General features: G+C 75.4%; 1 protein-coding gene. It reads left to right on the top strand.

All coding sequences use genetic code 11. The features are described 5' to 3' along the window. The first annotated feature begins 3 nt into the window (after positions 1-3). Complete coding sequence (locus ACLJQE_RS07770) at positions 4-25,281, top strand: type I polyketide synthase (protein WP_410638416.1); 25,278 nt, start codon at positions 4-6, stop codon at positions 25,279-25,281. Positions 25,282-25,284: the final 3 nt, after the last annotated feature.

The following is a 25,284-nucleotide window of genomic DNA, read 5'->3' as shown; positions in this document are numbered from 1 at the left end:
CACATGTCCACCCCGAGCGACCGGGTCGTCGAAGCCCTCCGTGCCGCGATGAAGGAGTCCGAGCGGCTCAAGCGGCAGAATCAGGAACTGCGCGCCGCCGCCACGGAACCGATCGCCATCGTGGCCATGGGCTGCCGGTTCCCCGGCGGCGTCCGCGGCCCCGAGGCGCTGTGGCGGTTCCTCGAGGACGGTGGCGACGCGATCGGGCCGTTCCCGGCCGACCGCGGCTGGGACGTCGAGGCGGTCACCGGCGCCGGGGTCGACGAACGGGGCATGGGCGTCAGCCAAGCCGGGGGTTTTCTCGACGGCGTCACGGACTTCGACGCGGCCTTCTTCGGGATCTCGCCGCGCGAGGCGGTGTCCCTCGACCCGCAGCAGCGGCTGCTGCTGGAGGTCTCCTGGGAGGCGATCGAGCGGGCCGGCCTCGACCCGCGGCGGCTGCGCGGCAGCCGGACCGGCGTCTTCGCCGGGACGAACGGGCAGGACTACGCCTACCTGATGGTCCGCTCGCTGGCCGACGCCGACGGTTCGGTCGGCACCGGCATCGCGGCGAGCGCGCTGTCCGGCCGGGTGGCCTACACGCTCGGCCTCGAAGGCCCGGTCGTCACCGTCGACACGGCGTGCTCGTCGTCGCTGGTCGCGGTGCACCTGGCCGCCCAGGCGCTGCGGGCGGGGGAGTGCACGCTCGCGCTGGCCGCGGGTGTCAACGTGATGTCGACGCCGGGGTCACTCCTGGAGTTCAGCCGCCAGGGCGGGCTTTCGGCCGACGGCCGGTGCAAGGCGTTCTCCGATGCCGCCGACGGCACCGGCTGGTCCGAAGGCGTCGGCGTGCTGGTGCTGGAGAAGCTGTCGGACGCGCAGCGCAACGGGCACGAGGTGCTCGCCGTGGTCCGCGGCACCGCGGTCAACTCCGACGGCGCGTCCAACGGTTTCACCGCACCCAACGGCCCTTCGCAGCAGCGCGTGATCCGCGCCGCGCTCGCCGCGTCCGGACTGGCTGCTGCGGACGTCGACGTCGTCGAGGCGCACGGCACCGGCACGAAGCTCGGCGACCCGATCGAGGCCCAGGCGCTCTTGGCCACCTACGGCCAGGACCGGGAAACCCCGTTGCTGCTGGGGTCGATCAAGTCCAACATCGGGCACACCCAGGCCGCGGCCGGCGTCGCCGGGATCATCAAGGTGGTCGAGGCGATCCGGCACGGCGTCGTGCCGCGGACCCTGCACGCGGACCCCCCTTCGTCCCATGTGGACTGGACGGCGGGCGCGGTCCGGCTCGCCACCGAAAACGAGCCGTGGCCCGCGGTCGACCGTGCGCGCCGCGCCGGTGTCTCGTCGTTCGGCGTCAGCGGCACCAACGCCCACGTGCTCATCGAGCAGGCACCGGCCGCGCCGGTCACCTCTTCCGAACGGGCTTCGATCCCGGCGCCCTGGCTCCTTTCCGGGCGCACTCCGGCCGCCCTGCGCGCGCAGGTCACCCAGGTCGCCGACGTCGACGCCGATCCCCTTGACGTCGCCTTCTCGCTGGCCACCACCCGCTCGGCGTTCGAAGAGCGGCTGAGCGTCCTCGGCCCGGATCCCCGTGCGGCGCTCACCGCGTGGCTGGAAGACGGTGACGCGCCCGGTGTCGTCACGGGCTCGGTCGAGCGCCCACCCGCGCTCGCGTACGTCTTCACCGGCCAGGGCGCGCAGTGGCTCGGCATGGGCCGGGCACTGGCCGCGCGGTTCCCCGTCTTCGCCGACGCGCTCGCCGCGACCCTGGACCGGCTCGACCCGGCCGTCCGGGAAGTGCTGCGGGGGACGGACGCCGCCGCGCTCGACCAGACCGGGCACGCGCAGCCCGCCCTGTTCGCGGTCGAGGTCGCGTTGTTCCGGCTCCTGGAGTCCTGGGGGATCCGTCCCGACTTCGTCGCCGGGCACTCGGTCGGCGAGATCGCCGCCGCCCACGTGTCCGGGGTGCTGTCGCTGGACGACGCCTGTGTGCTCGTCGGCGCGCGGGCGCGGCTGATGCAGGCGCTGCCCACCGGTGGCGCGATGGTCGCCGTCCGCGCGAGTGAGGACGACGTCCGGCCGCACCTGAGCGACGACGTCGCCATCGCCGCCGTGAACGGGCCGCGCTCGGTCGTGCTGTCCGGCGACGAGGACGCCGTGCTGGCCGCCGCCGCGCACTTCGAGCGCCCGCGACGGCTTGCGGTGTCGCACGCGTTCCACTCGCCCCTGATGGACCCGATGCTCGACGACTTCCGCGCGGTCGTGGGCGGGTTGTCGTTCGCCGAGCCGGTGCTGCCGTTCATCGCTTCCGGGGACGTCACCTCGCCCGAGTACTGGGTGAGCCACGTCCGCGAGCCGGTCCGGTTCGCCGACGCCGTGGCTCGGCTCGCCGAGACCGGTGTCTCGGTGGTCGCCGAGCTGGGGCCGGACGCCGCGCTCACCCCGCTGATCGGGGACGTCACCGCGATTCCGGTGGCGCGCCGGAACTCCGACGAGGTCGCGGTGCTCACCGAAGCGCTGGCCAGGTTGCACACCGCCGGCGTGCGTGTCGACTGGACCACGTTCTTCGCCGGCACCGGCGCCCGCACCGTGGCGCTGCCGACGTACCCGTTCCAGCGCGAGCGGTTCTGGCCGTCCACTGTGGACGCCGCGGCCGACGCCGCCGGGCTCGGCCTCGACCCGGTCGCGCACCCGCTGCTCGGCGCGTCCCTCGCCCCGGCCGGCTCCGACGGCCTCCTGCTGACCGGGCGCCTCTCGGCGCGCACCCACCCGTGGCTCACCGACGGCGTGTTCCCGGGCACCGGGTTCGTCGAACTCGCCCTGCGTGCGGGTCTCGACCTCGGCTGCGACCTGGTCGAAGAGCTCACCCTCGGCGCGCCGCTGGAACTGGCCGCCGACGAGGCCGCCGACCTGCAGCTCACCGTCGGCGAGCCGGACGCGACCGGCCGCCGTCGCCTCGACATCCACACCCGGTCCGCCGGTGCGGGCAGCTGGATCCGCCGCGCCGAGGGCGTCCTCGCCACCGGGGCGCACCACGAAGACTTCGCGGACGATTCCGCCACCGAGGTCGCGTTCGGTGAGGACGAAGCCGAGACGGCCCGCTTCGGGCTGCACCCACGGCTCCTCGAGGAGGTGCTGCGGAGCGCGGGGATCACCGGATACCCGACCCGGTGGACCCGGGTCTCGCTGCACGCCGCGGGAGCGGCCCGCGTCCGCGTCCGGGTCGGTGACGGGCCTTCGCTGGCCCTCACCGACACCGCGGGGCTACCCGTGGCGTCGATCGGCTCGGTGCGCTCGGAAGCCGTGGCCGCGGAGTCCGATGTGGACTCGCTGTACGAGCCGCGCTGGGTGCCGGTCGTGCTGCCCCCGGAGGGCGCCACCGACGTCACCCTCGTCCGGCTGACCGGCGACGGCGGCACCCTCGACGCTCTCACCGCGTTGACCACCCGCGCCCTCGAACTGGCGCAGGACTGGCTGGCGGACGACTGTTCCCCGGCTTCGCGGCTGGCGTTCGTCACCGAAGGCGACGACCTCGCCGCCGCGGCCGTGTGGGGCCTGATCCGCACCGCCCAGGCGGAAAACCCGGGCCGGTTCGTGCTGGTCGACGCCGACGCCGGGACCACCGACGACGTCATCCTGCGCGCCCTCGCCCTCGACGAACCCCAGCTCCTGCTGCGCGGCGACACCGCCCGCGCCGCCCGCCTCGCCCGCGCGAACCCGGCACTTTCACGTGAAAGTGCCCGGGCGTGGGATCCCGGCGGGACGGTGTTGATCACCGGCGGCACCGGTGGGCTCGGTGCCGAGCTGGCCCGGCACCTCGTGCGTGAGCACGGTGTCCGGCACCTGCTGCTGCTCAGCCGCCGCGGCCCCGACGCGCCCGGTGCGCGGGAGCTGCGGGACGAGCTCGGCGTCGACGTGCGGATCCGCGCCTGCGACGTCGCCGACCGCGCCGACCTGGCCGCCGCACTGGCCGCGATCCCGGCCGAGCACCCGCTGACCGCGGTTGTCCACGCCGCCGGTGTGCTCGACGACGGCGTCGTCACCGCCCTCACCCCCGAACGGCTGGCCCCCGTGCTGGCGGCCAAGGCCGCGGCCGCGTGGCACCTGCACGAGCTGACCCACGACCTCGACGCGTTCGTGCTGTTCTCCTCCGTCGCCGGGATCATGGGCGGCGCGGGGCAGGGCAGCTACGCCGCCGCCAACAGCTTCCTCGACGCCCTCGCGGTCCACCGCCGCGCCGCCGGCCTGCCCGGCCTGTCACTGGCCTGGGGCTCCTGGACGGTCGGCATGGCCGGCTCGCTCACCGAAGCCGACCGCGCGCGGATGGCCCGCTCGGGCATGCCGCCGCTGGAGCTCGAGCACGGCCTCGCGCTGTTCGACACCGCCGTGACGCTCTCGCAGCCGGTGGTGGTGCCGGTCGCCGTCGACCTCGCCGCGCTGCGCCTCCTGGACGAGCTGCCGCCGATCCTGCGCGGGCTCGCCGGTGGCATCCGCCGTTCGGCCGCGACGACGTCCGCGGCCGCCGCCGACCTCGCCGGCCGGCTGCGCGCCTTGCGCGACGACGAGCGGCTCGCGCAGGTCACCGACCTCGTCCGCGGCCGCGCCGCCACCATCCTCGGCCACTCCGGCCCGGCCGCCGTCGGGGCCGGAAAGTCGTTTTCCGAGCTGGGCTTCGACTCGCTGACGGCGGTCGAGCTGCGCAACCGGCTGGCGGCGGTCACCGGGCTGCGGCTGCCCGCGACGCTGGTGTTCGACCACCCGACGCCGGTCGCGGTCGCCCGGCTCGTGCTGGCCGAGCTGTTCGGCGGCCCGGACACGCCCACCGCGGTGACCGGCGGCCGCCGGGACGACGACCCGATCGTCGTGGTCGGCGTCGCCTGCCGGTTCCCCGGCGGGGTCGAGAGCCCCGAAGACCTCTGGGACCTCGTCGCCGACGGCCGCAGCGGCGTGTCGGGCTTCCCCACCGACCGCGGCTGGGACGCGGCCGCGCTCGCCGCGTCCGACACCCGCGCGGGTGGCTTCCTCTACGACGCCGCCGAGTTCGACGCCGGTTTCTTCGGGATCTCCCCGCGGGAAGCCGTCGCGATGGACCCGCAGCAACGTCAGCTGCTCGAAGTGTCCTGGGAGGCGCTGGAACGCGCCGGCCTGAACGCGACCGGCTTGCGCGGTTCCCGCACCGGCGTGTTCGTCGGCACCAACGGCCAGACCTACTCCGACCTGTTCCTCACCGGCGACGTCGAGCTGCGCGGCCAGACCGGCACCGGCATCGCCGGCAGCGTCGTGTCCGGGCGGCTGTCCTACGTGCTGGGCCTCGAGGGCCCGGCGATGACGATCGACACCGCCTGTTCGTCGTCACTGGTCGCGATGCACCTCGCGGCGCAGTCGCTGCGGGCGGGCGAGTGCGACCTCGCCCTCGCCGGGGGCGTCACCGTGATGGCGACGCCAGGCGGCTTTGTGGGCTTCAGCGGCCAGAACGGCCTGGCCCCCGACGGGAACTGCAAGGCGTTCTCCGAGGACGCCGACGGCACCGGCTGGTCCGAGGGGGTCGGCGTCCTGGTGCTGGCCCGGCAGTCCGAGGCGCTCCGCGCCGGACACGAAATCCTCGCCGTCCTGCGCGGGTCCGCCGTGAACCAGGACGGTGCTTCCAACGGCCTGACCGCGCCGAACGGCCCGTCGCAGCAGCGGGTCATCCGCGCCGCCCTGGCCGACGCCGGTCTGTCCACATCGGACGTCGACGTCGTCGAGGCGCACGGTACCGGCACGACCCTGGGTGACCCGATCGAAGCCCAGGCGCTGCTGGCGACCTACGGCCAGGACCGGGAAACGCCGCTCTTGCTCGGCTCGATCAAGTCGAACATCGGCCACACCCAGGCGGCGGCCGGTGTCGCCGGGGTGATCAAGGTGATCGAGGCGATGCGGCGCGGGATCGTGCCGAAGTCGTTGCACATCGGCGAACCTTCGTCCCATGTGGACTGGGAAGCCGGTGCGGTCGAGGTCGTCTCGGAAGCCGTCGAATGGCCCGCGGTGGACCGGGTCCGCCGGGCGGGCGTGTCGTCGTTCGGGATCAGCGGCACCAACGCCCACGTCATCCTCGAGGCGCCCGAGCCGGGTCCGGTCGAAGCCGCGCCCCGGCGCGAACTCCCGGTCGTCCCGTGGGTCGTGTCCGCCAAGACCGAGGACGCCCTCGCCGCCCAGATCGAGCGGATCACCGAAGCCGGGCTCGACCCGCTCGACACCGGCTATTCCCTGGTCACCGGCCGGGCGAGCTTCCCGCACCGCGCGGTGCTGCTGGCCACCCCGGACGGCGTCCGCGAGATCGCGCGCGGAGCAGGGGACGCGCCATCGGTGGGCTTCCTGTTCACCGGGCAGAGCTCGCAGCGGCTCGGCATGGGCCGCGAGCTCTACGCCACCTCGAAGCCGTTCGCCGACGCGTTCGACGAGGTCCTCGGGCACCTCGACCCCGGCCTGCGCGAAGTCCTGTGGGGCGACGACGCCGGCCTGCTCGCCGAGACCGGCTGGGCGCAGCCCGCGCTGTTCGCCCTCGAAGTCGCCCTCGCCCGGATGGCCGAGGCGCACGGCGTCCGGCCCGCCCGGGTCGCCGGGCACTCGGTCGGCGAGATCGCGGCCGCCCACGTCGCCGGGGTGCTCTCCCTCGAAGACGCCTGCACCCTGGTGACGGCCCGCGGCCGCCTGATGCAGGCCCTGCCGCGCGGCGGGGCGATGGTCGCGGTCGAAGCGTCCGAAGAGGACGTTCGCGCGCGGCTGGTGGACGGCGCCGTCATCGCCGCGGTGAACGGCCCGCGCGCGGTGGTCCTCTCCGGCACCGAGGCCGCCGTGCTGGAAGTGGCGGCGCAGTTCGAGAAGACCAAGCGGCTCAAGGTGAGCCACGCGTTCCACTCGCCCCTGATGGACCCGATGCTCGGCGAGTTCCGCGCGGTCGTCGCGGGGCTGGCGTTCGCGCCGCCGGTGATCCCCGTGGTCACGACCGGCGACGTCACCGACCCCGAGTACTGGGTCCGCCACGTCCGCGACACCGTCCGGTTCGCCGACGTGCCGGCGGAGATGGACGTGACGGCGTTCGTCGAGATCGGCCCCGACGGCGTGCTCTCGGCGATGGTCGACCAGCCCGGCGCGCTCGTGACGCCGTTGCTGCGCCAGGACCGCCCGGAACCGGAAGCCGTTCTGGCGGGACTGGCACGGCTGCACGTCGCCGGCGCCGACGTCGACTGGACGCCGTGGTTCACCGGTGCCCGGCGGATCACCCTGCCCACGTACGCCTTCCAGCGCCGGCACTACTGGCCGCGGGTCACCCCGGGCCGCGGTGCCGTCGAGCGCCTCGGGCTCACCCCGGCCGGGCACCCACTGCTGGACTTCGCCGTCGACCTCGCCGACTCCGGCGGAGTCGTGCTGTCCGGGCTGCTGTCCACCGACGCGCAGCCGTGGCTGGCCGACCACGTCGTCGGCGGGCACGTGCTGTTCCCCGGCACCGGGTTCCTCGACCTCGCCGTCCGCGCCGCGGACCAGGTCGGCTGCTCGGCCGTGCAGAGCCTGTCCATCGCCGCGCCGCTGTGGCTGCGCCCGGACGAGCCGGTGCTGCTGCAGATCGCCGCCGGCGGCCCCGACGACGCCGGGCGCCGCGAGCTGACCGTTTCGTCCCGCGGCACCGGCCCGCACGCGGAGTGGGTGCAGCACGCGGTGGGGTTCGTCGCCGTCGGCGAGCACCCGGCCGCCGCGGCCGGCGAGTGGCCGCCCGCCGGGGCGACCGAGGTCGACGTCAGCGCGGTGTACGCCGAGCTGGCCGCGACCGGCCTGGTCTACGGGCCGGCGTTCCGCGGCCTGACCCGGGCCTGGCTGGACGGCGACGCGCTGCTCGCCGAAGCCGAGCTGCCCGGCGAAGCCGACGGCGGCTACGGCCTGCACCCGGCCCTGTTCGACGCGGCCCTGCACGCCCTCCATCGCCTCGGCACGATCGCGGGCGGCCTGCCGTTCGCGTGGTCCGGGGCGTCCCTGCACGCCTCGGGCGCGACCCGGATCCGCGCCCGGATCACCCCGGTCGACCGCGAGTCCGTGGCGATCGAGGTCACCGACGAGACGGGCGCGCCGGTCCTGACCGTCCAGTCGCTCCAGCTGCGCGAAGCGGTCCAGCGCGACGCGGACGACGACTCCCTGTTCCAGACGACGTGGGTCCCGGCGGCCCTGGCCAAGGACGCGCCCGCCGGAACGTGGGCGCTGCTGGGCGACGACCCCCTGCTGGCGCCGGTCGCCCGCCCGTGCGCGGACCTCGACGAGGCCTTGGCCCTGGAGCCGGACGTGCTCCTGGTCCCGATCGGCGCCGGCCCGGACGACGTGCACGACTCACGCAGGTCTCCCGGCGCGGCCGCCCTCGCGAACGGCGGTTCCGCCGGTGCGATCGCCGTGCCCCGCCACCCCCTGCTCAGCTCGGTCCGCGAGGTCACCGCCCGCGCGCTGACCGTGCTGCAGAACGCCGACGAGCGGGCCCGCCGGGTCGTCTTCGTGACCCGCGAAGCCGTCGCCGTCGAACCCGGGGACCGGATCGCCGACCCCGCCGCCGCCGCGGCCTGGGGCCTGATCCGCTCCGCGCAGTCCGAGCAGCCCGGCCGGTTCTTCCTCGTCGACCTCGAAGCCGGCGCGCGCCTGCCCGGCACCGGGTTCGTCGTCTCCGGCGAGCCGCAGTTCGCCGTGCGCGGCGAAAGCGTCCGCGTCGCCCGGCTCGGCCGCCTGGCCGGCAACGGCGACCTGCTGCCTCCCGCGGGACCGGCGTGGCGGCTCACCGCCGGCCCCGCGGGAATCGACGACCTGGGTGCCGAAGCGTGCGCCGACGTCCTCGACGACCCGCCCGCGGGCCACGTCCGGGTCCGCCTCGAAGCCGCCGGGCTCAACTTCCGCGACGTGCTGTCCGTGCTCGGCATGTACCCGGGCAAGCTCGGCGACCTCGGCGCGGAAGGCGCCGGCGTGATCGAAGCGACCGGCCCGGGCGTCGACCCGGCCCGCGTCGGCGAGCGCGTCTTCGGGATGCTGCCCGGCTCGTTCGGCACCCACAGCGTCTCCGACGAGCGCTACCTCGCGCCCGTGCCCGAAGGGTGGTCCGCGCGCACCGCCGCGTCCGTCCCGCTCGTGTTCCTCACGGCCTACTACGCGCTCGTCGACCTCGCCGACCTCAAGCCCGGCCAGAAGATCCTGATCCACGCGGGCGCCGGCGGCGTCGGCATGGCCGCCATCCAGCTGGCCCACCACCTCGGCGCCGAAGTCTTCGCCACGGCCAGTGTGGGCAAACAGCACGTCCTGCGCGAGCTCGGCGTCGCCGACGACCACATCGCCTCCTCCCGCTCGCTCGAATTCGAAGCCGGCTTCCGCCGCGTCACCGGCGGCACGGGCGTCGACGTCGTGCTCAACGCCCTGGCCGGCGAGTTCGCCGACGCGTCCCTGAACCTGCTCGCCGACGGCGGCCGGTTCCTCGAGATGGGCAAGACCGACATCCGCGACGCCGCCGCGCTGCCGCGGGTCCGCTACCGCGCGTTCGACCTCGGCGAGGCCGGGCCCGACCGCACCGCCGAGCTGCTCGGCGAACTGCTGCGGCTCTTCGCCGACGACGTCCTGACGCCGCTGCCCATCCGGAGCTGGGACCTGCGCCAGGCCCCGGCCGCGTTCCGGCACATGAGCCGCGCGAAGCACGTCGGCAAGATCGTGCTGACCCTGCCGCCGCGCTGGGAACCCGACGGCACCGTGCTCATCACCGGCGGCACCGGCGGGCTGGGCCGCGAGCTGGCCCGCCACCTCGTCACCACCCACGGCGTCCGGCACCTGGTGCTCACCAGCCGCCGCGGGCCCGACGCCCCGGGCGCGGCCGAGCTGCGCGACGAACTGGGCGCCGACGTCACCATCGAGGCCTGCGACGCCGCCGACCGCGACCAGCTCGCCGCCGTCCTCGCCCGGATCCCGGCCACGCACCCGCTGCGGGCCGTCGTGCACACCGCGGGCGTCCTCGACGACGGCGTCGTCGCCTCGCTCGACCCCGCGCGCCTGGACACCGTGCTGCGGCCCAAGGCCGACGCCGTCGTCCACCTCGACGCGCTGACCCGCGACCTCGACCTGACGGCGTTCATCGTCTTCTCCTCGGTCGCCGGCACGGTCGGCTCGGCCGGGCAGGGCAACTACGCCGCCGCCAACGCCTTCCTCGACGCCTTCGTCCAGCGCCGCCACGCCGAGGGCCGCGCCGCGCAGTCGCTGGCCTGGGGCGGCTGGGAAACCGGCATGGTCGGCACGCTCACCGACGCCGACCGCGAGCGGATGGCCCGCGGTGGCGTGCCGCCGCTGACCGTCGAGCAGGGCATCCGCCTGTTCGACCGCGCGACCCGCTCGCCGAGTCCCGTCGTCGTGCCGATGCGCGTGGACATGACGGCCATGCGCGCCCAGGGCGAGCTGCCGTGGCTGCTGCGCCCGGTCGCCCGGCCGGGCCGCCGCCGCGCGGGTGGCGACGCCGAGCACGTGCGTGGCTCGCTGCGCGAACAGCTGGCCGGGATGCGCCCGGCCGAGCAGCTGCGCCTGCTGGCCGGCCAGGTCGCCACCGAGGTCGGCACCGTCCTCGGCCACGTGCCCGACGACGTCGAGACCACGCGGGAGTTCCGCGAGCTGGGCTTCGATTCGCTGACCGCGGTCGAGTTCCGCAACCGGCTCGCCGCGGTGACCGGGCTGCGGCTGCCCTCGACACTGGTGTTCGACTACCCGACCCCGGGCGCGGTCGCGGAGTTCCTGCGCGGCGAGCTGGTCGGCTCGGCCGGCACCGGTACCGCCGTCGTGGCCACCGGCCCGGTGTCCGGCGACCCGGTCGTGGTCGTCGGCATGGCCTGCCGGTTCCCCGGCGGGGTCACCGGGCCCGACGGGCTCTGGGACCTGGTCGCCGCGGGCGGCGACGCCGTCTCGGGCTTCCCGGCCGACCGCGGCTGGGACACCGCCGCGCTGGCCGCCAGCGACACCCAAGCGGGCGGGTTCCTGTACGACGCCGCCGAGTTCGACGCCGCGTTCTTCGGGATTTCCCCGCGCGAAGCCGTCGCGATGGACCCGCAGCAGCGGCTGCTGCTCGAAGTGTCCTGGGAGGCCTTCGAACGCGCCGGGCTGGACGCGACCGGCCTGCGCGGCTCGCGCACCGGCGTGTTCGTCGGCACCAACGGCCAGACCTACTCCGACCTGCTCATGACCACCGACGCCGACCTGCGCGGGCAGACCGGCACCGGCCTGGCCGCGAGCGTCGCGTCGGGCCGCCTGTCGTACGTGCTGGGCCTGGAGGGCCCGGCGATGACCATCGACACGGCGTGCTCGTCGTCGCTGGTGGCACTGCACCTGGCCGCACAGTCGCTGCGCGCGGGGGAGTGCGATCTCGCGCTGGCCGGCGGGGTGACCGTGATGGCCACGCCGGGCGGGTTCATCGGGTTCAGCGGCCAGAGCGGCCTCGCCCCCGACGGCCGTTGCAAGGCTTTCTCCGACGCCGCCGACGGCACCGGCTGGTCCGAAGGCGCGGGCCTGCTCGTCGTCGAGCGGCAGTCCGACGCGCTCCGGAACGGCCACCGGATCCTCGCCGTGGTCCGGGGTTCGGCGGTCAACCAGGACGGTGCTTCGAACGGCCTCACCGCGCCGAACGGCCCGTCGCAGCAGCGCGTCATCCGCGCCGCGCTCGCCAGCGCCGGACTGTCCACATCGGACGTCGACGTCGTCGAAGCCCACGGCACCGGCACCACGCTGGGTGACCCGATCGAGGCGCAGGCCCTGCTGGCGACCTACGGCCAGGACCGGGTGCGGCCGCTGCTGCTGGGCTCGATCAAGTCCAACATCGGGCACACCCAGGCCGCCGCCGGCGTCGCCGGGATGATCAAGGTGATCGAAGCCATGCGGCACGGCGTCGTGCCGAAGTCCTTGCACGTCGGCGCACCCTCGTCCCACGTGGACTGGGAAGCGGGAGCGGTCGAGGTCGTCGCCGAGGCCGTCGAGTGGCCCGCGGTGGACCGGCCGCGCCGGGCCGGGGTCTCGTCGTTCGGGATCAGCGGCACCAACGCCCACGTCATCCTCGAAGCTCCCGAACCGCGCCCGGAAAAGCCGCGCGAGGAGGTCGCCGCGACGCCGGTGCCGCTCGTCGTCTCGGGCCGGACCGCCGAGGCGCTGCGCGATCAGGCGGCCCGCCTCGCCGCCCGGCTGGAGACATCCGGTGAGCTGCTCGACGTCGCCTACGCCGCGGCCACCACCCGCGCGAGCTTCGCGCACCGGGCCGCGGTCGTCGCCACCGACCCGGACGCGGCGGTCCGCGAGCTGCGGACGCTGACCGGGTCGACCGAGACCGGCCGCCCGCCGGTGCAGGCGTTCCTCTTCACCGGCCAGGGCGCGCAGCGGCTCGGCATGGGCCGCGAACTGGCCGGGGCGTACCCGGTCTTCTCCGGCGCCCTCGACGAGGTGCTCGCCCTCTTCGAACCCGGACTCCGGGACGTCATCTGGGGCGCGGACGCCGATGCACTGGCGCAGACCGGTCACGCGCAGCCCGCGTTGTTCGCGATCGAAGTCGCCCTGGTGCGGCTGCTGGAGTCGTGGGGCGTGCGGCCGGACTTCGTCGCCGGGCACTCCGTCGGCGAGATCGCCGCCGCCCACGTCGCCGGGGTGCTGTCCCTGGCCGACGCGTGCGCCCTCGTGTCGGCACGCGGCCGCTTGATGCAGGCCCTGCCGCGCGGTGGGGCGATGGTCGCCGTCGAAGCGTCCGAAGCGGACGTTCGCCCGTTCCTGAGCGACGAGGCCGGCCTCGCGGCGGTGAACGGCCCGCGCTCGGTCGTGGTCTCCGGCACCGAGGACGCCGTGCGGGAAGTGGCGGCGCGGTTCGAGAAGACCAAGCGGCTCACCGTGAGCCACGCGTTCCACTCGTTCCTGATGGACCCGATGCTCGACGGCTTCCGCGCGGTCGTCGCCGGGCTGACGTTCGCCGAGCCGGAGATCCCGGTGGCCGCCGCCGGTGACGTCACCGACCCGGAGTACTGGGTCGAGCAGGTGCGCGGGACCGTCCGGTTCGCCGACGCCGTCGCCGGGCTCGCCGAGCGCGGGGTGCGGTCGTTCGTCGAGATCGGCCCGGACGCCGTGCTCACCGGACTGGTCGACGTCCCGGGCGCGACCGTCGTCCCGGTGCTGCGCCGCGACCGCGGCGACCGCGCCGCCGTGGCCGCCGCGGTGGCCGCGCTGCACGTCGCCGGTACCCGGATCGACTGGGCCGCGTGGTTCGCCGGCACCGGCGCCCGCGGCACGGACCTGCCCACCTACGCCTTCCAGCGCCGCCGCTACTGGCCGGAACCCGCCACCCGCACTGCCGCCGACGATTCGTTCTGGTCGGTGGTCGAAACCGGGGATCTCGCGTCGCTGGCGGCGGACCTCCAGGTGGACGCTCCGGCACTGGAGTCGGTCGTCCCGGCGTTGTCCGCCCTGCGTGCGCGGCGGCAACGGCAGTCCGTGGTGGACGGCTGGCGCTACCGCGTCGAGTGGCGGCCCCTGACCATCCCGGCCGCACCGCCGGGGGAGCGGCTGGTCCTCGTCCCGCCTTCGCCGGACCCGTGGGTTCGCCAGGTCGCGGACGCGCTGGGCACGGCACTGACCGTGTCCACTGTGGAGCGTGCCGGACTGGCCGAACTGCTGCGCGACCACCTCGCCCCGACCGTCGTTTCGCTGCTCGCGCTCGACGAGACCACCGGCCTCACCGGAACCACCGCGCTGGTCCAGGCCCTGGACGACCTCGGCGCCGACACGGCGTTGTGGTGCGTCACCCGCGGCGCCGTCTCCACCGGCCCGGCCGACCCGCTCACCGCGCCCGCGCAGGCCGCGGTCTGGGGCCTCGGCCGCGTCGCCGCGCTGGAGTACCCGCGCCGCTGGGGCGGCCTCGCCGACCTCCCGGCCGACCTCGACGCGCGGCTGCTCGCCCGCTTCGCCGGCGCCCTCGCCGGGGACGACGACCAGATCGCCGTCCGCGCCTCGGGCGTCTACGGCCGCCGTCTCACTCCCGCCACCGCGGCGACCACGCCGTGGCGGCCCCGCGGCACCGTCCTCGTCACCGGCGGCACCGGCGCGCTGGGCCGGCACGTCACGAAGTGGCTGCTCGACCAGGGGGCCGACCGGGTCGTGCTGGCCGGCCGCTCCGGCGGCGAACCCGGCCCCGACGAACGGGTCATCGTCGCCCGCTGCGACGTCGCCGACCGTGCCCAGCTCACCGAGCTGCTCGCCGGGCACCGGCCCGACGCCGTCGTGCACGCGGCCGGGGTCCTCGACGACTGCGTCCTCGGCGGCCTCACCCCGGACCGCTTCGACGCCGTCTTCCGCGCGAAGGCCGAGTCGGCGCTGCTGCTGGACGAGCTGGCCGGCGACCTCGACGCGTTCATCCTGTTCTCCTCGGTCGCCGGCGCCGTCGGCAACCCCGGCCAGGCCAACTACGCCGCCGCCAACGCCGTGCTCGACGCCCTCGCCGAAGCCCGGCGCGCCCGCGGGCAGGCCGCGACGTCGATCGCGTGGGGCCCCTGGGCGGGCAACGGCATGGCCGCCGGCCTCGGCGGCGGGCTGGACCCCGATCTCGCCGTCACCGTGCTCGCCGACGCGGGCGGCCCGGCCGCGCAGCTCGTGGTCGCCGACATCCAGAACGCCGACGTCCTGCGGCCGCTGCTGAGCGCCCGCCGCAGCCCGCTGCTGGCCGACCTGCCGGTCGTCCGCCGGGTCGTCGCCGAGCTGGCCGCCGAACCCGTGGCCGGGGGAGCGCTGGCGACGCGGCTGCTGGCGACGTCCGCCGCCGAACGCGAGAGCGTGCTGCTGGACCTGGTCCGCGAGCACGTCGCCACCGTGCTCGGGCACGCGGACACCGGGGAAATCGGGGTGCGGCGGGCGTTTTCGGACCTCGGGTTCGATTCGCTCACCGCGATCGAGCTGCGCAACCGGCTCGACGCCGTGACCGGGCTGAGCCTGCCCGCGACGCTGGTGTTCGACCACCCGAACCCCCGCGCTTTGGCCGGGTTCCTCCTCGCCGAAGTCCTCGGCGGCGACGCATCGGTGTCCGCCGTGGCCGGCCCGGCCGGGGACACGAGCGACCCGATCGTCGTGGTCGGCATGAGCTGCCGCTTCCCCGGCGGCGTCCGCACGCCCGAAGACCTCTGGACGCTGCTCTCTGAAGGCCGCGACGCGATCACGGAGTTCCCCGCCGACCGCGGCTGGGACATGTCCGCGCTGGCCGGCGAGGGCCGCGGCAGCAGCTACGTCGACCGCGGCGGGTTCCTGGCCGACGCCGCCGACTTCGACCCCGGGTTCTTCGGGATCTCCCCGCGCGAAGCCCTCGCGATGGACCCGCAGCAGCGCGTGCTGCTCGAGACGTCGTGGGAGGCCGTCGAGCGCACCGGCATCGACCCGAGCGGCCTGCGCGGGAGCCGGACCGGCGTCTTCGTCGGCACCAACGGCCAGGACTACGCCGGGGTGATCGTCCGCTCGGCCACCGACGTCGAAGCCCACGCGGGCACCGGCGTCGCGGCGAGCGTCGTGTCCGGGCGGCTGTCCTACGTGCTCGGTCTCGAAGGCCCGGCGATGACGATCGACACCGCGTGCTCGTCGTCGCTGGTCGCCCTGCACCTCGCGGCGCAGGCCCTGCGCGCGGGGGAGTGCGACCTCGCGCTCGCGGGCGGCGTCACGGTCATGGCCACGCCGGTCAGCTTCGTCGGCTTCAGCCGGCAGAACGGCCTCGCGCCGGACGGGCTGTGCAAGGCGTACTCCGACTCGGCCGACGGCACGAGCTGGTCCGAAGGCGCCGGCGTCCTCGTCGTCGAGCGGCTGTCCGACGCGCGCCGTCACGGCCACGACGTCCTCGCGGTGGTCGCCGGGTCGGCGATCAACTCCGACGGCGCGTCCAACGGCCTCACCGCCCCCAACGGTCCCTCGCAGCAGCGGGTGATCCGGCAAGCCCTGGCGAGCGCCGGGTTGCGGCCGTCCGAGGTGGACGTCGTCGAAGGCCACGGCACCGGCACGACCCTCGGGGACCCGATCGAGGCGCAGGCGCTGCTGGCCGCCTACGGGCCGGACCGCTCGGCGCCGCTGCTGCTGGGGTCGGTGAAGTCCAACCTCGGGCACACCCAGGCCGCCGCGGGTGTCGCCGGCGTGATCAAGATGATCCTGGCCCTGCACCGGGAACGGATCCCGGCGTCCCTGCACGTGACCGAGCCGTCGACGCACGTCGACTGGACTTCGGGCGGGGTCGAGCTGCTCACCGAGGCCGTCGACTGGCGGGAGAACGGGCACCCGCGCCGGGCCGGCGTTTCGTCGTTCGGCCTCTCGGGGACCAACGCGCACGTCATCATCGAGCAGGCCCCGGCGTTTTCTCCGGTGCCGCCGCGGCGCGATGTCACGCCGGGCGTGGTGCCGTGGGTGGTTTCCGGCCGGTCCGATGCCGCGCTCGACGCCCAGCTCGCCTCGCTGCCCCTCGACCTCGACGCGGTCGACGTCGGCTTCTCGCTCGCCACCACGCGTTCGGCGTTCGAACACCGCGCTGTGCTGGTCGACGGCTCGCCGGTCGCCCGCGGGGTCGCGCGGGACCGGACGGTCGCCTTCCTGTTCACCGGCCAGGGTTCCCAGCGGCTCGGGATGGGCCGCGGGCTCTACGAGCGGTTCGGAGTGTTCGCCGACGCCTTCGACGCGGTCTGCGCGCACCTCGACCCGGTCTTGCCGCGTCCGCTGCGGGACGTCGTCTTCGGCGACGACGCCACGGTGCTCGACGAGACGGGCTGGGCCCAGCCCGCGCTCTTCGCGCTCGAAGTCGCGCTGTTCCGGCTGGTGCGCTCGTGGGGCGTGCGGCCCGCGTTCCTCGCCGGGCATTCGGTCGGTGAGGTCGCCGCCGCGCACGCCGCCGGGGTGCTGTCCCTGGCCGATGCGTGCACGCTCGTCGCGGCGCGCGCCCGGCTCATGCAGGCCCTGCCGTCCGGCGGAGCGATGGTCGCCGTGCGCGCCACCGAGGAGGAGGTCCGGCCGCTGCTCTCGGACGACGTCTGCCTGGCCGCGGTGAACGGGCCGTCGTCGGTCGTGCTGTCCGGCACCGAGGACGCGGTGCTGGCCGCGGCCGCGGGTTTCGAGCAGGCCAAGCGCCTCGCGGTGTCGCACGCGTTCCACTCGGCCGCGATGGACCCGATGCTCGACGAGTTCCGCGCGGTCGTCTCCGGCTTGACGTTCGCCGAGCCGGAGATCCCGGTGGCCGGCGACTTCACCTCGCCGGAGCACTGGGTGCGGCAGGTCCGCGACACCGTCCGGTTCGCCGACACGACCGCGCGCCTGCTCGAAGCCGGTGTCACGGTGTTCGCCGAGCTGGGCCCGGACGCCGTGCTCACCGCGCTCGTCGACGGCGAAGTCCTGGCCCCGGTGCTGCGCGCCGGGCGCGACGAGGAGACCACCGCCGTCACCGCGCTGGCCGCACTGCACGTCAACGGCGTGCCGGTGGACTGGCGGGCGTTGTTCGAGGGCACCGGGGCCCGGCGCGTCGCGCTGCCGACCTACGCCTTCCAGCGGCAGCGGTACTGGCCGCGGCTCGTCCCCGGCGCGCACCAGCTCGGCATCGCCGCGGCCGGGCACCCGCTGCTCGGCGCGATCACCGAGGTCGCGGGCACCGGTAAGGTCGTGTTCTCCGGCCGGCTGTCGCCGTCGTGGGTGGCCGAGCACGTGATCGGCGGCCAGGTGCTGTTCCCCGGCGCCGGGTTCCTCGAACTGGTGGTGCGGGCCGGCGACCAGGTCGGCTGCGGCCGGGTGGAGGACTTCACCGTGGCGGCACCGCTGGTGCTGTCCGCCGCGACGCTGGTCCAGGTCGTGGCGGGCGCCCCGGACGCGGACGGGCGCCGCGAGGTGAGCGTGGCTTCGCGCGCCGGCGCCGAGTGGGTCCGCCACGGCACCGGCGTCGTGGCCCCGGCCGCTCTGGTGGCCGGTCCCCAGCACCCCAATGTGGCCTTCGGTGCGTCAGACGCACCGAAGGCCACCTTGGGTGCGTCTGACGCAACCAAGGCCACATTGGGGCGTTCGGGGGAGTGGCCGCCCGCGGGATCGTCCGAAGTGGACTTGACCGGGTTCTACGACACTTTCGCCGAGGCGGGCTTCGCCTACGGTCCGCAGTTCCGCGGCCTGCAGCGGGTGTGGCTGCGCAATGGCGAAGTCTTCGCCGAGGCCGAGCTGCCGGGTGACGACGCCGACGAGTACGGCCTGCACCCGGCCCTGCTCGACTCCGTGCTGCACGCCATCTCTTTCGCTGATTCAGTTCCGGGCGGGCTGCCCTTCTCATGGGCGGGCGCGGAACTGCACGCGACGGGCGCGAGCCGGGTCCGCGCACGGATCACCCGCGCCGGCGACGACGCGGTGACCCTGGACCTCGCCGACGAGACGGGTGCGCCGGTCCTGTCGGTGGACTCGCTGACCCTGCGGGCGGCGACGCCGGCCGAGTCCGGCCCGGAGTCGCTGTTCCGCCTCGACTGGGTCCCGCTGCCCGGCGCCGAGCCGGAGGGGACCTGCGCGGTGCTGGGCTCCCGGCTCGCGGACCTGGGCACCGAGTACCCGGACCTCACCGCGGCGCTGGCCGTGGAGCCGGACGTGCTGCTGGTCCCGGTGCACGGCGGCACCGACGTGCTCGCCGACGTCCGGCGCGTCACCGCCGACGTCCTCACCATCCTCCAGACCCCGAACGACACCACCCGCATCGTCTTCGTCACCGAAGGCGCCGTCGCCGGGGAAGACCTCGCCGCGGCCGCCGTCTGGGGACTCGTCCGCTCCGCGCAGACCGAAAACCCCGGCCGGTTCGTGCTCGCCGACGTCGACGACGCTTCCCTGGCCGGCCTGCCCGCGGCCATCGCCACCGGCGAACCCCAGCTGCTCCTGCGCGACGGCGCCGCCCGCGCCGCCCGCCTCGCCCGAGCGCAGCTGTCCCGGGAAAGCTTCGCCTGGGATCCCGACGGGACCGTCCTCATCACCGGGGGCACCGGGGGTCTCGGGCGCGTGTTCGCCCGGCACCTGGCCGCCGAGTACGGCGTCAAGCACGTCCTGCTCGCCAGCCGCCGGGGCGGGGACGCCGACGGGATCGTCGAACTGGTCGCCGAACTCGCCGCGCACGGCACCGAAGTCACCGTCGCCGCCTGCGACCTCGCCGACCGCGACGCCGCCGCGGACCTCCTCGGCGGCATCCCGGCCGACCGCCCGCTGACCGCCGTCCTGCACGCCGCCGGGGTCCTCGACGACGGCGTCATCGGCTCCCTCGACGCCGATCGCCTCGAAACCGTGCTGCGCCCGAAGGCCGACGCCGCCTGGAACCTGCACGAGCTCGCCGGGGACGTCGCCGCGTTCGTGCTGTTCTCCTCGGTCGCCGGCACCATCGGCTCGCCGGGCCAGGCGAACTACGCCGCCGCCAACACCTTCCTCGACGCGCTCGCCGCCCACCGGCACGCCCGCGGCCTCCCCGCGACGTCGCTGGCGTGGGGTGCGTGGGAGACCGGCATGGTCGGCACCCTCACCGACGCCGACCGCGAACGGATGACCCGCGCGGGCATGCCGCCGCTGCCGGTCGAACAGGGCTGCGCGCTCTTCGACCGGGCCGTCGCGCGCACCGAACCCGCGCTCGTGCCGGCGCTGCTGGACCTGCCCCGCCTCCGCGGCCTGGCCGAGCCGCCGTGGCTGCTGCGCCCGGTCGGCCGCCAGAGCCGCCGCGGCGCGGGCCGCGCCACCCCGGCCGCGAACGCCCTGCGCGACCGGCTCTCCGGCCTGCGCGAGAGCGAGCAGCACAAGGCGCTGCTGGAGGTCATCCGCACCCAGGTCGCCGCCGTGCTCGGCTTCGACGCCGCGAGCGTCGACGTCGAACGCGAGTTCCGCGGCCTCGGCTTCGACTCGCTCACCGCGGTCGAGTTCCGCAACCAGCTCGCCGGCGCGACCGGCCTGCGGCTGCCCGCCACGCTCGTGTTCGACCACCCGACGCCGGTCGTGCTGGCCGGTTTCCTGCGCGGCGAACTCGCCGGGGAGGACGTCCCGGTCGCGCGCACCACGGTCAGGGCACCGGTGGCCGACGACCCGATCGCCATCGTGTCGATGGCCTGCCGCTACCCGGGCGGGGTCACCTCGCCCGAGCAGCTGTGGCAACTGGTCCTCGACGGCGGCGACGGCGTCGGCCCGTTCCCGGCCGACCGCGGCTGGGACCTGGCCGGGCTCTTCGGCGCCGACCGCGGCCGCTCCTACGTCCGGGAAGGCGGCTTCCTGGGCGAAGCCGGGATGTTCGACCCCGGCCTGTTCGGGATCTCGCCGCGCGAGGCCCTCGCGATGGACCCGCAGCAGCGCCTGCTGCTCGAAACGTCCTGGGAGGTCGTCGAACGCGCCGGCGTCGACCCGCTTTCCCTGCGCGGCAGCCGGACCGGCGTGTTCGCCGGCGTGATGTACCACGACTACGGCCAAGGCGTGCAGTTCCCGGAGGAGGCCCTCGGCTTCCTCGGCATCGGCACCGCGGGCAGCGTCATGTCCGGCCGCGTCGCCTACGCGCTCGGCCTCGAAGGCCCGGCCGTCACGATCGACACGGCGTGCTCGTCGTCGCTCGTCGCGATGCACTGGGCCGCCCAGGCCCTGCGCGCCGGGGACTGCGAGCTGGCGATCGCCGGTGGCGTCACGGTCATGGCAACCCCGGGGGCCTTCGTGGACTTCTCGGCCCAGGGTGGCCTGGCCGCCGACGGCCGGTGCAAGTCGTTCTCCGACTCCGCCGACGGCGTCGGCTGGGCCGAAGGCGTCGGCGTCGTCCTGCTCGAACGGCTTTCCGACGCCCGCCGCAACGGCCACGAAATCCTCGCCGTGGTGCGCGGCTCGGCGGTCAACCAAGACGGCGCGTCCAACGGCCTCACCGCCCCCAACGGCCCCTCGCAGCAGCGGGTGATCCGCCAGGCGCTGACGGTCTCCGGCCTCTCGACGGCCGATGTCGACGTCGTCGAAGGCCACGGCACCGGCACGCCGCTCGGCGACCCGATCGAAGCGCAAAGCCTCCTGGCCACCTACGGCCGCGACCGCGAGACGCCGCTGCTGCTCGGTTCGGTGAAGGCCAACATCGGGCACACCCAGGCCGCCGCCGGGGTCGCGGGCGTGATCAAGATGGTGCAGGCCATGCGCCACGGGGTCGTCCCGAAGTCGCGTTACTCGGCCGAGCCGTCGTCCCACGTGGACTGGGCCGAAGGTGCGGTGGACCTGGTCCCGGAGACGACCGCCTGGCCCGAGACCGGCCGCGTCCGTCGCTCGGCGGTGTCGTCGTTCGGGATCAGCGGCACCAACGCCCACGTCATCCTCGAACAGCCGGCCGACCGGCCCGCGTCCCGGCCCGCCGCGGCCGACCCCGGTCCGGTGCCGGTCGTGGTTTCCGGCCGGACCCCCGAGGCCCTGCGCGACCAGGCCGCTCGCCTGGCCGAGCACCTCGAGACGGATCGTCCGCCGCTGGCCGACCTGGCGCACGCGGCCGCGGTGACCCGGGCGGCGTTCACGCACCGCGCCGCGGTCGTCGGCGGCGAACTCGCCGAAGTGGTCGCCGGGCTCCGCGCCATCGCCGCCGGGGACCCGGTCCTGCAGGGCGAGGCCCGTGTCGCCCCGCCGGTCGCGTTCCTCTTCGCCGGCCAGGGCGCGCAACGAGTCCACATGGGACGCGGGCTCGCCGCCGCGCACCCGGTGTTCGCGGCCGCGTTCGACGAGGTACTGGCCCTGCTGGACCCGGTCGTGCGCGCGGCGCTGGACGACGAGGAGCAGCTCGACCGCACGGAGTTCGCGCAGCCCGCGCTGTTCGCCTTCGAGGTCGCGCTGTTCCGGCTGCTGGAATCGTGGGGCGTGCACCCGGACTTCGTCACCGGGCACTCGGTCGGCGAGATCGCCGCCGCCCACGTCGCCGGGGTGCTGTCCCTGCCGGACGCGTGCGCGCTCGTTTCCGCGCGGGCCCGGCTGATGGGCGCGCTGCCCGCCGGCGGCGTCATGGTCGCGGTGCGGGCGTCCGAAGAGGACGTTCTCCCGTTCCTCGGCGAAGGGGTCGACGTCGCCGCGGTGAACGGCCCCGGTTCGGTCGTCCTTTCCGGGCGCGAAGAGGCCGTGGTCGCGGTCGCGGCGAAGTTCGCCAAGCAGCGGCGCCTGCGCGTCTCGCACGCCTTCCACTCCGTGCTGATGGAGCCGGTGCTCGCCGAGTTCGGCGACGTCGTCGCGAAGCTGCGGTTCGCCGAGCCGCGGGTGCCGGTCGTGTCGGCGGGCGATGTCACGTCCCCGGCGTACTGGGTCAGCCAGATCCGCGACACCGTCCGCTTCGGCGACGCGATCGAGCGGCTCACCGCGTCCGGCGTCACGGTGTTCGCCGAGCTGGGTCCGGACGCCACGCTCACCGCGGTCGTCGACGAGCCGGCCGCGCACGTGATCCCGGTGCAGCGCAAGGACCGCGACGAAGCCACCGCGGTCGCCGAGGCCCTCGCGCGGCTGCACGTCGCCGGGGTCGCCGTCGACTGGGCCGCCCGCTTCCCGCAGGCTCAGCGGGTGGCGCTGCCGACGTACGCCTTCCAGCACGAGTGGTTCTGGCCGCGGCCGGCCGCCGGCGGCGACGCCACCGGTCTCGGCCTCGCCCCGGCCGGGCACCCGCTGCTCGGCGCGACCCTCGCGCTGGCCGATTCGCCGGGGGTGGTGTTCTCCGGACGCCTGTCCGCGGCCACCCAGCCGTGGCTGCGCGACCACGTCGTCGGCGGCACGATCCTGTTCCCCGGCGCGGCTTTCCTCGAACTGGCGGTCCGCGCCGCCGACGAGGTCGGCTGTGCGGCGGTCGAGGACCTGACCTTGGCCGTGCCGCTGGTCCTCGACCCGGACGGCGCCGTCGTCCTGCAGCTGGCCGTGGGCGAACCGGACGAGGGCGGCCGCCGCGAGCTGACGATCTCCTCGCGGGCCGACGACGCATGGACCCGGCACGCGACCGGCACCCTGGTCCCGTCCGCCGTGCCCGCCGAGCCGCTGCCCGAAGCCTGGCCGCCGGTGGGAGCCGCCGAAGCCGACCTCACCGGCTTCTACGCCCAGGCGGCCGAAGCCGGATTCGCCTACGGACCCGCTTTCCACGGCCTGCACCGGGTCTGGCGCTCCGGCGCCGAGGTCTACGCCGAACTGGCCCTGCCCGAGGGCACCGAGGCCGGCCGGTTCGGCCTGCACCCGGCGTTGCTCGACGCGGCCCTGCAGGCCATCGGCTTCGGCGAAGGCGCCCCGGCCGGGCTGCCGTTCGCCTGGACCGGCGTGACGTTGCACGCCTCCGGCGCGAGCCGCGCCCGTGCCCGGATCACCCCGGCGGGCGGCGACTCGGTGACTCTCGCGCTGGCCGACGACGCCGGGAAGCCGGTCCTGACCGCCACCGGCGTCACGCTCCGCGCGGCCGCGGCTCCCGTCGAGGCCGACGCGCTGTTCCGGCTCACCTGGACCCCGGTCCCGGCGCCGGAGCCGGGCGGCGAAACCTGGGCGGTCGTCGGCGACGGCCTCGCCGGTGCTCTCGGCTGCGAGGCGCACCCGGACCTGGCGACCGCGCTGGCCTCCGGCGCCGACGTCGTCGCGATCCCGGTCACCGGCGGCCCCGACGCGGCGGCTTCGGCCCACGCGCTCACCGCGGAAGTGCTGGCGTACCTGCAGAGCCCGGCGCCCCGGCTGGTGTTCGTCACCCGCGGCGCCACGACCGGGGCGGACCTGCCCGCGGCCGCCGTCTGGGGCCTGGTCCGCTCGGCGCAGTCGGAAGAACCCGGCCGCTTCGTCCTCCTGGACGTCGACGAGCCTGACGGCGCCGGCATCCGCGCGGCCCTGGCCACCGGCGAACCCCAGCTGACCCTGCGCAACGGCACCCTGAGCGTCGCCCGCCTGACCCGAGCGGAGCTTTCACGGGAAAGCGCCGGCCAGGGAGGGGCACTTTCACGTGAAAGTGCCGCTTGGGACCCCGAGGGGACGGTGCTGATCACCGGGGGGACCGGCGGGCTGGGGCGGGTCTTCGCCCGGCACCTCGTGGCCAAGGGCGCCCGGCGGTTGGTGCTGGTGAGCCGTCGTGGGCCGGCGGCCGAGGGGGTCGACGACCTGGTTGCGGAGCTGGCCGGGGCGGACGTCCGGGTCGTGGCCTGCGACGTCGGTGACCGGGCCGCGCTCGCCGCCGTGCTGGCCGACGTGCCCGACCTGACCGCCGTCGTCCACACCGCCGGCGTGGTCGACGACGGTGTGCTCGCGTCGCAGTCGCCGCAGCGGCTGGAGACGGTTTTCGCGCCGAAGCTCGACGCGGCCTGGCACCTGCACGAGCTCACCGCGGACCGGCCGCTGCGGGGGTTCGTGCTGTTCTCCTCGGTGGCCGGCACCGCCGGCACCCCGGGCCAGGCCAACTACGCCGCGGCCAACGCCTTCCTCGACGCCCTCGCCGAGGCCCGCCGCGGGCAGGGGCTGGCCGGGCTGTCGCTGGCCTGGGGCGCCTGGGACACCGGCATGACCGGTGACCTGACCGACGCCGAGCGCGAACGGATGGTCCGCGGCGGCATGCCCCCGCTGGCCGCCGAGCAGGGCACGGACCTGTTCGACCGCGCGGTCGCCGGTGACCTCGCGCACCTGGTCCCGGTGCGCGTCGACCTGCCGGTCCTGCGCACGCGCGGCGAACTGCCCTGGCTGCTTCGCCCGGTGAGCCGTCCCGGACGCCGCAGCGCGGCCGCCGGGGGAGACCGGACCGCCGCGGCGGACCTGCGGGCGCAGCTGGCCGGGATGCGGGAGAGCGAGCAGGAACGGACGCTGCTGTCCCTGGTGCGCACTCAGGTTTCGGCGGTGCTCGGGCACCCGGCCGGGCAGGTCGGGGCCGGGCTCGAGTTCCGTGAGCTCGGCTTCGACTCGCTGACCGCGGTCGAGTTCCGCAACCGGCTCACCGCCGCGACCGGGCTGACCCTGTCGGCGACGCTCGTCTTCGACTACCCGACCCCGGCCGGGCTCGCCGGGCACCTGCGGGCGGAACTGGCGCCGGCCCCGGCCGCCGCGACTTCGCTGCCGGCCGAGCTCGACCGGCTCGAAGAGCTGGTCGCCGCGGGGACGGCGGGCGGGTTCGCGGAGGCGGACGTCGCGGCCCGGCTGCGCCGGCTGCTGGCGAAGATCTCCGAAGCGGAGCCCGCCGGCGAAGACCTCTCCGAGCGGCTCGACGCGGCCAGCACGGACGAAGTGTTCGCCTTCATCGACCACGAACTGGGCCGGCTCGGCGACGGGTCCGGACTCGAGCGGGAGGGCTGAGGC

Origin of the sequence: Amycolatopsis sp. lyj-346 (assembly GCF_046548975.1) — a bacterium.
Classification (GTDB): domain Bacteria; phylum Actinomycetota; class Actinomycetes; order Mycobacteriales; family Pseudonocardiaceae; genus Amycolatopsis.
Note: the sequence above shows the minus strand (reverse complement) of the source record. Positions and strands in the feature narration are given on the sequence as shown.

Bases quoted from the DNA above. Each gene is read 5' to 3' on its own strand.
- ACLJQE_RS07770 (WP_410638416.1), top strand. From the start codon at position 4: ATGTCCACCCCGAGCGACCGGGTCGTCGAAGCCCTCCGTGCCGCGATG.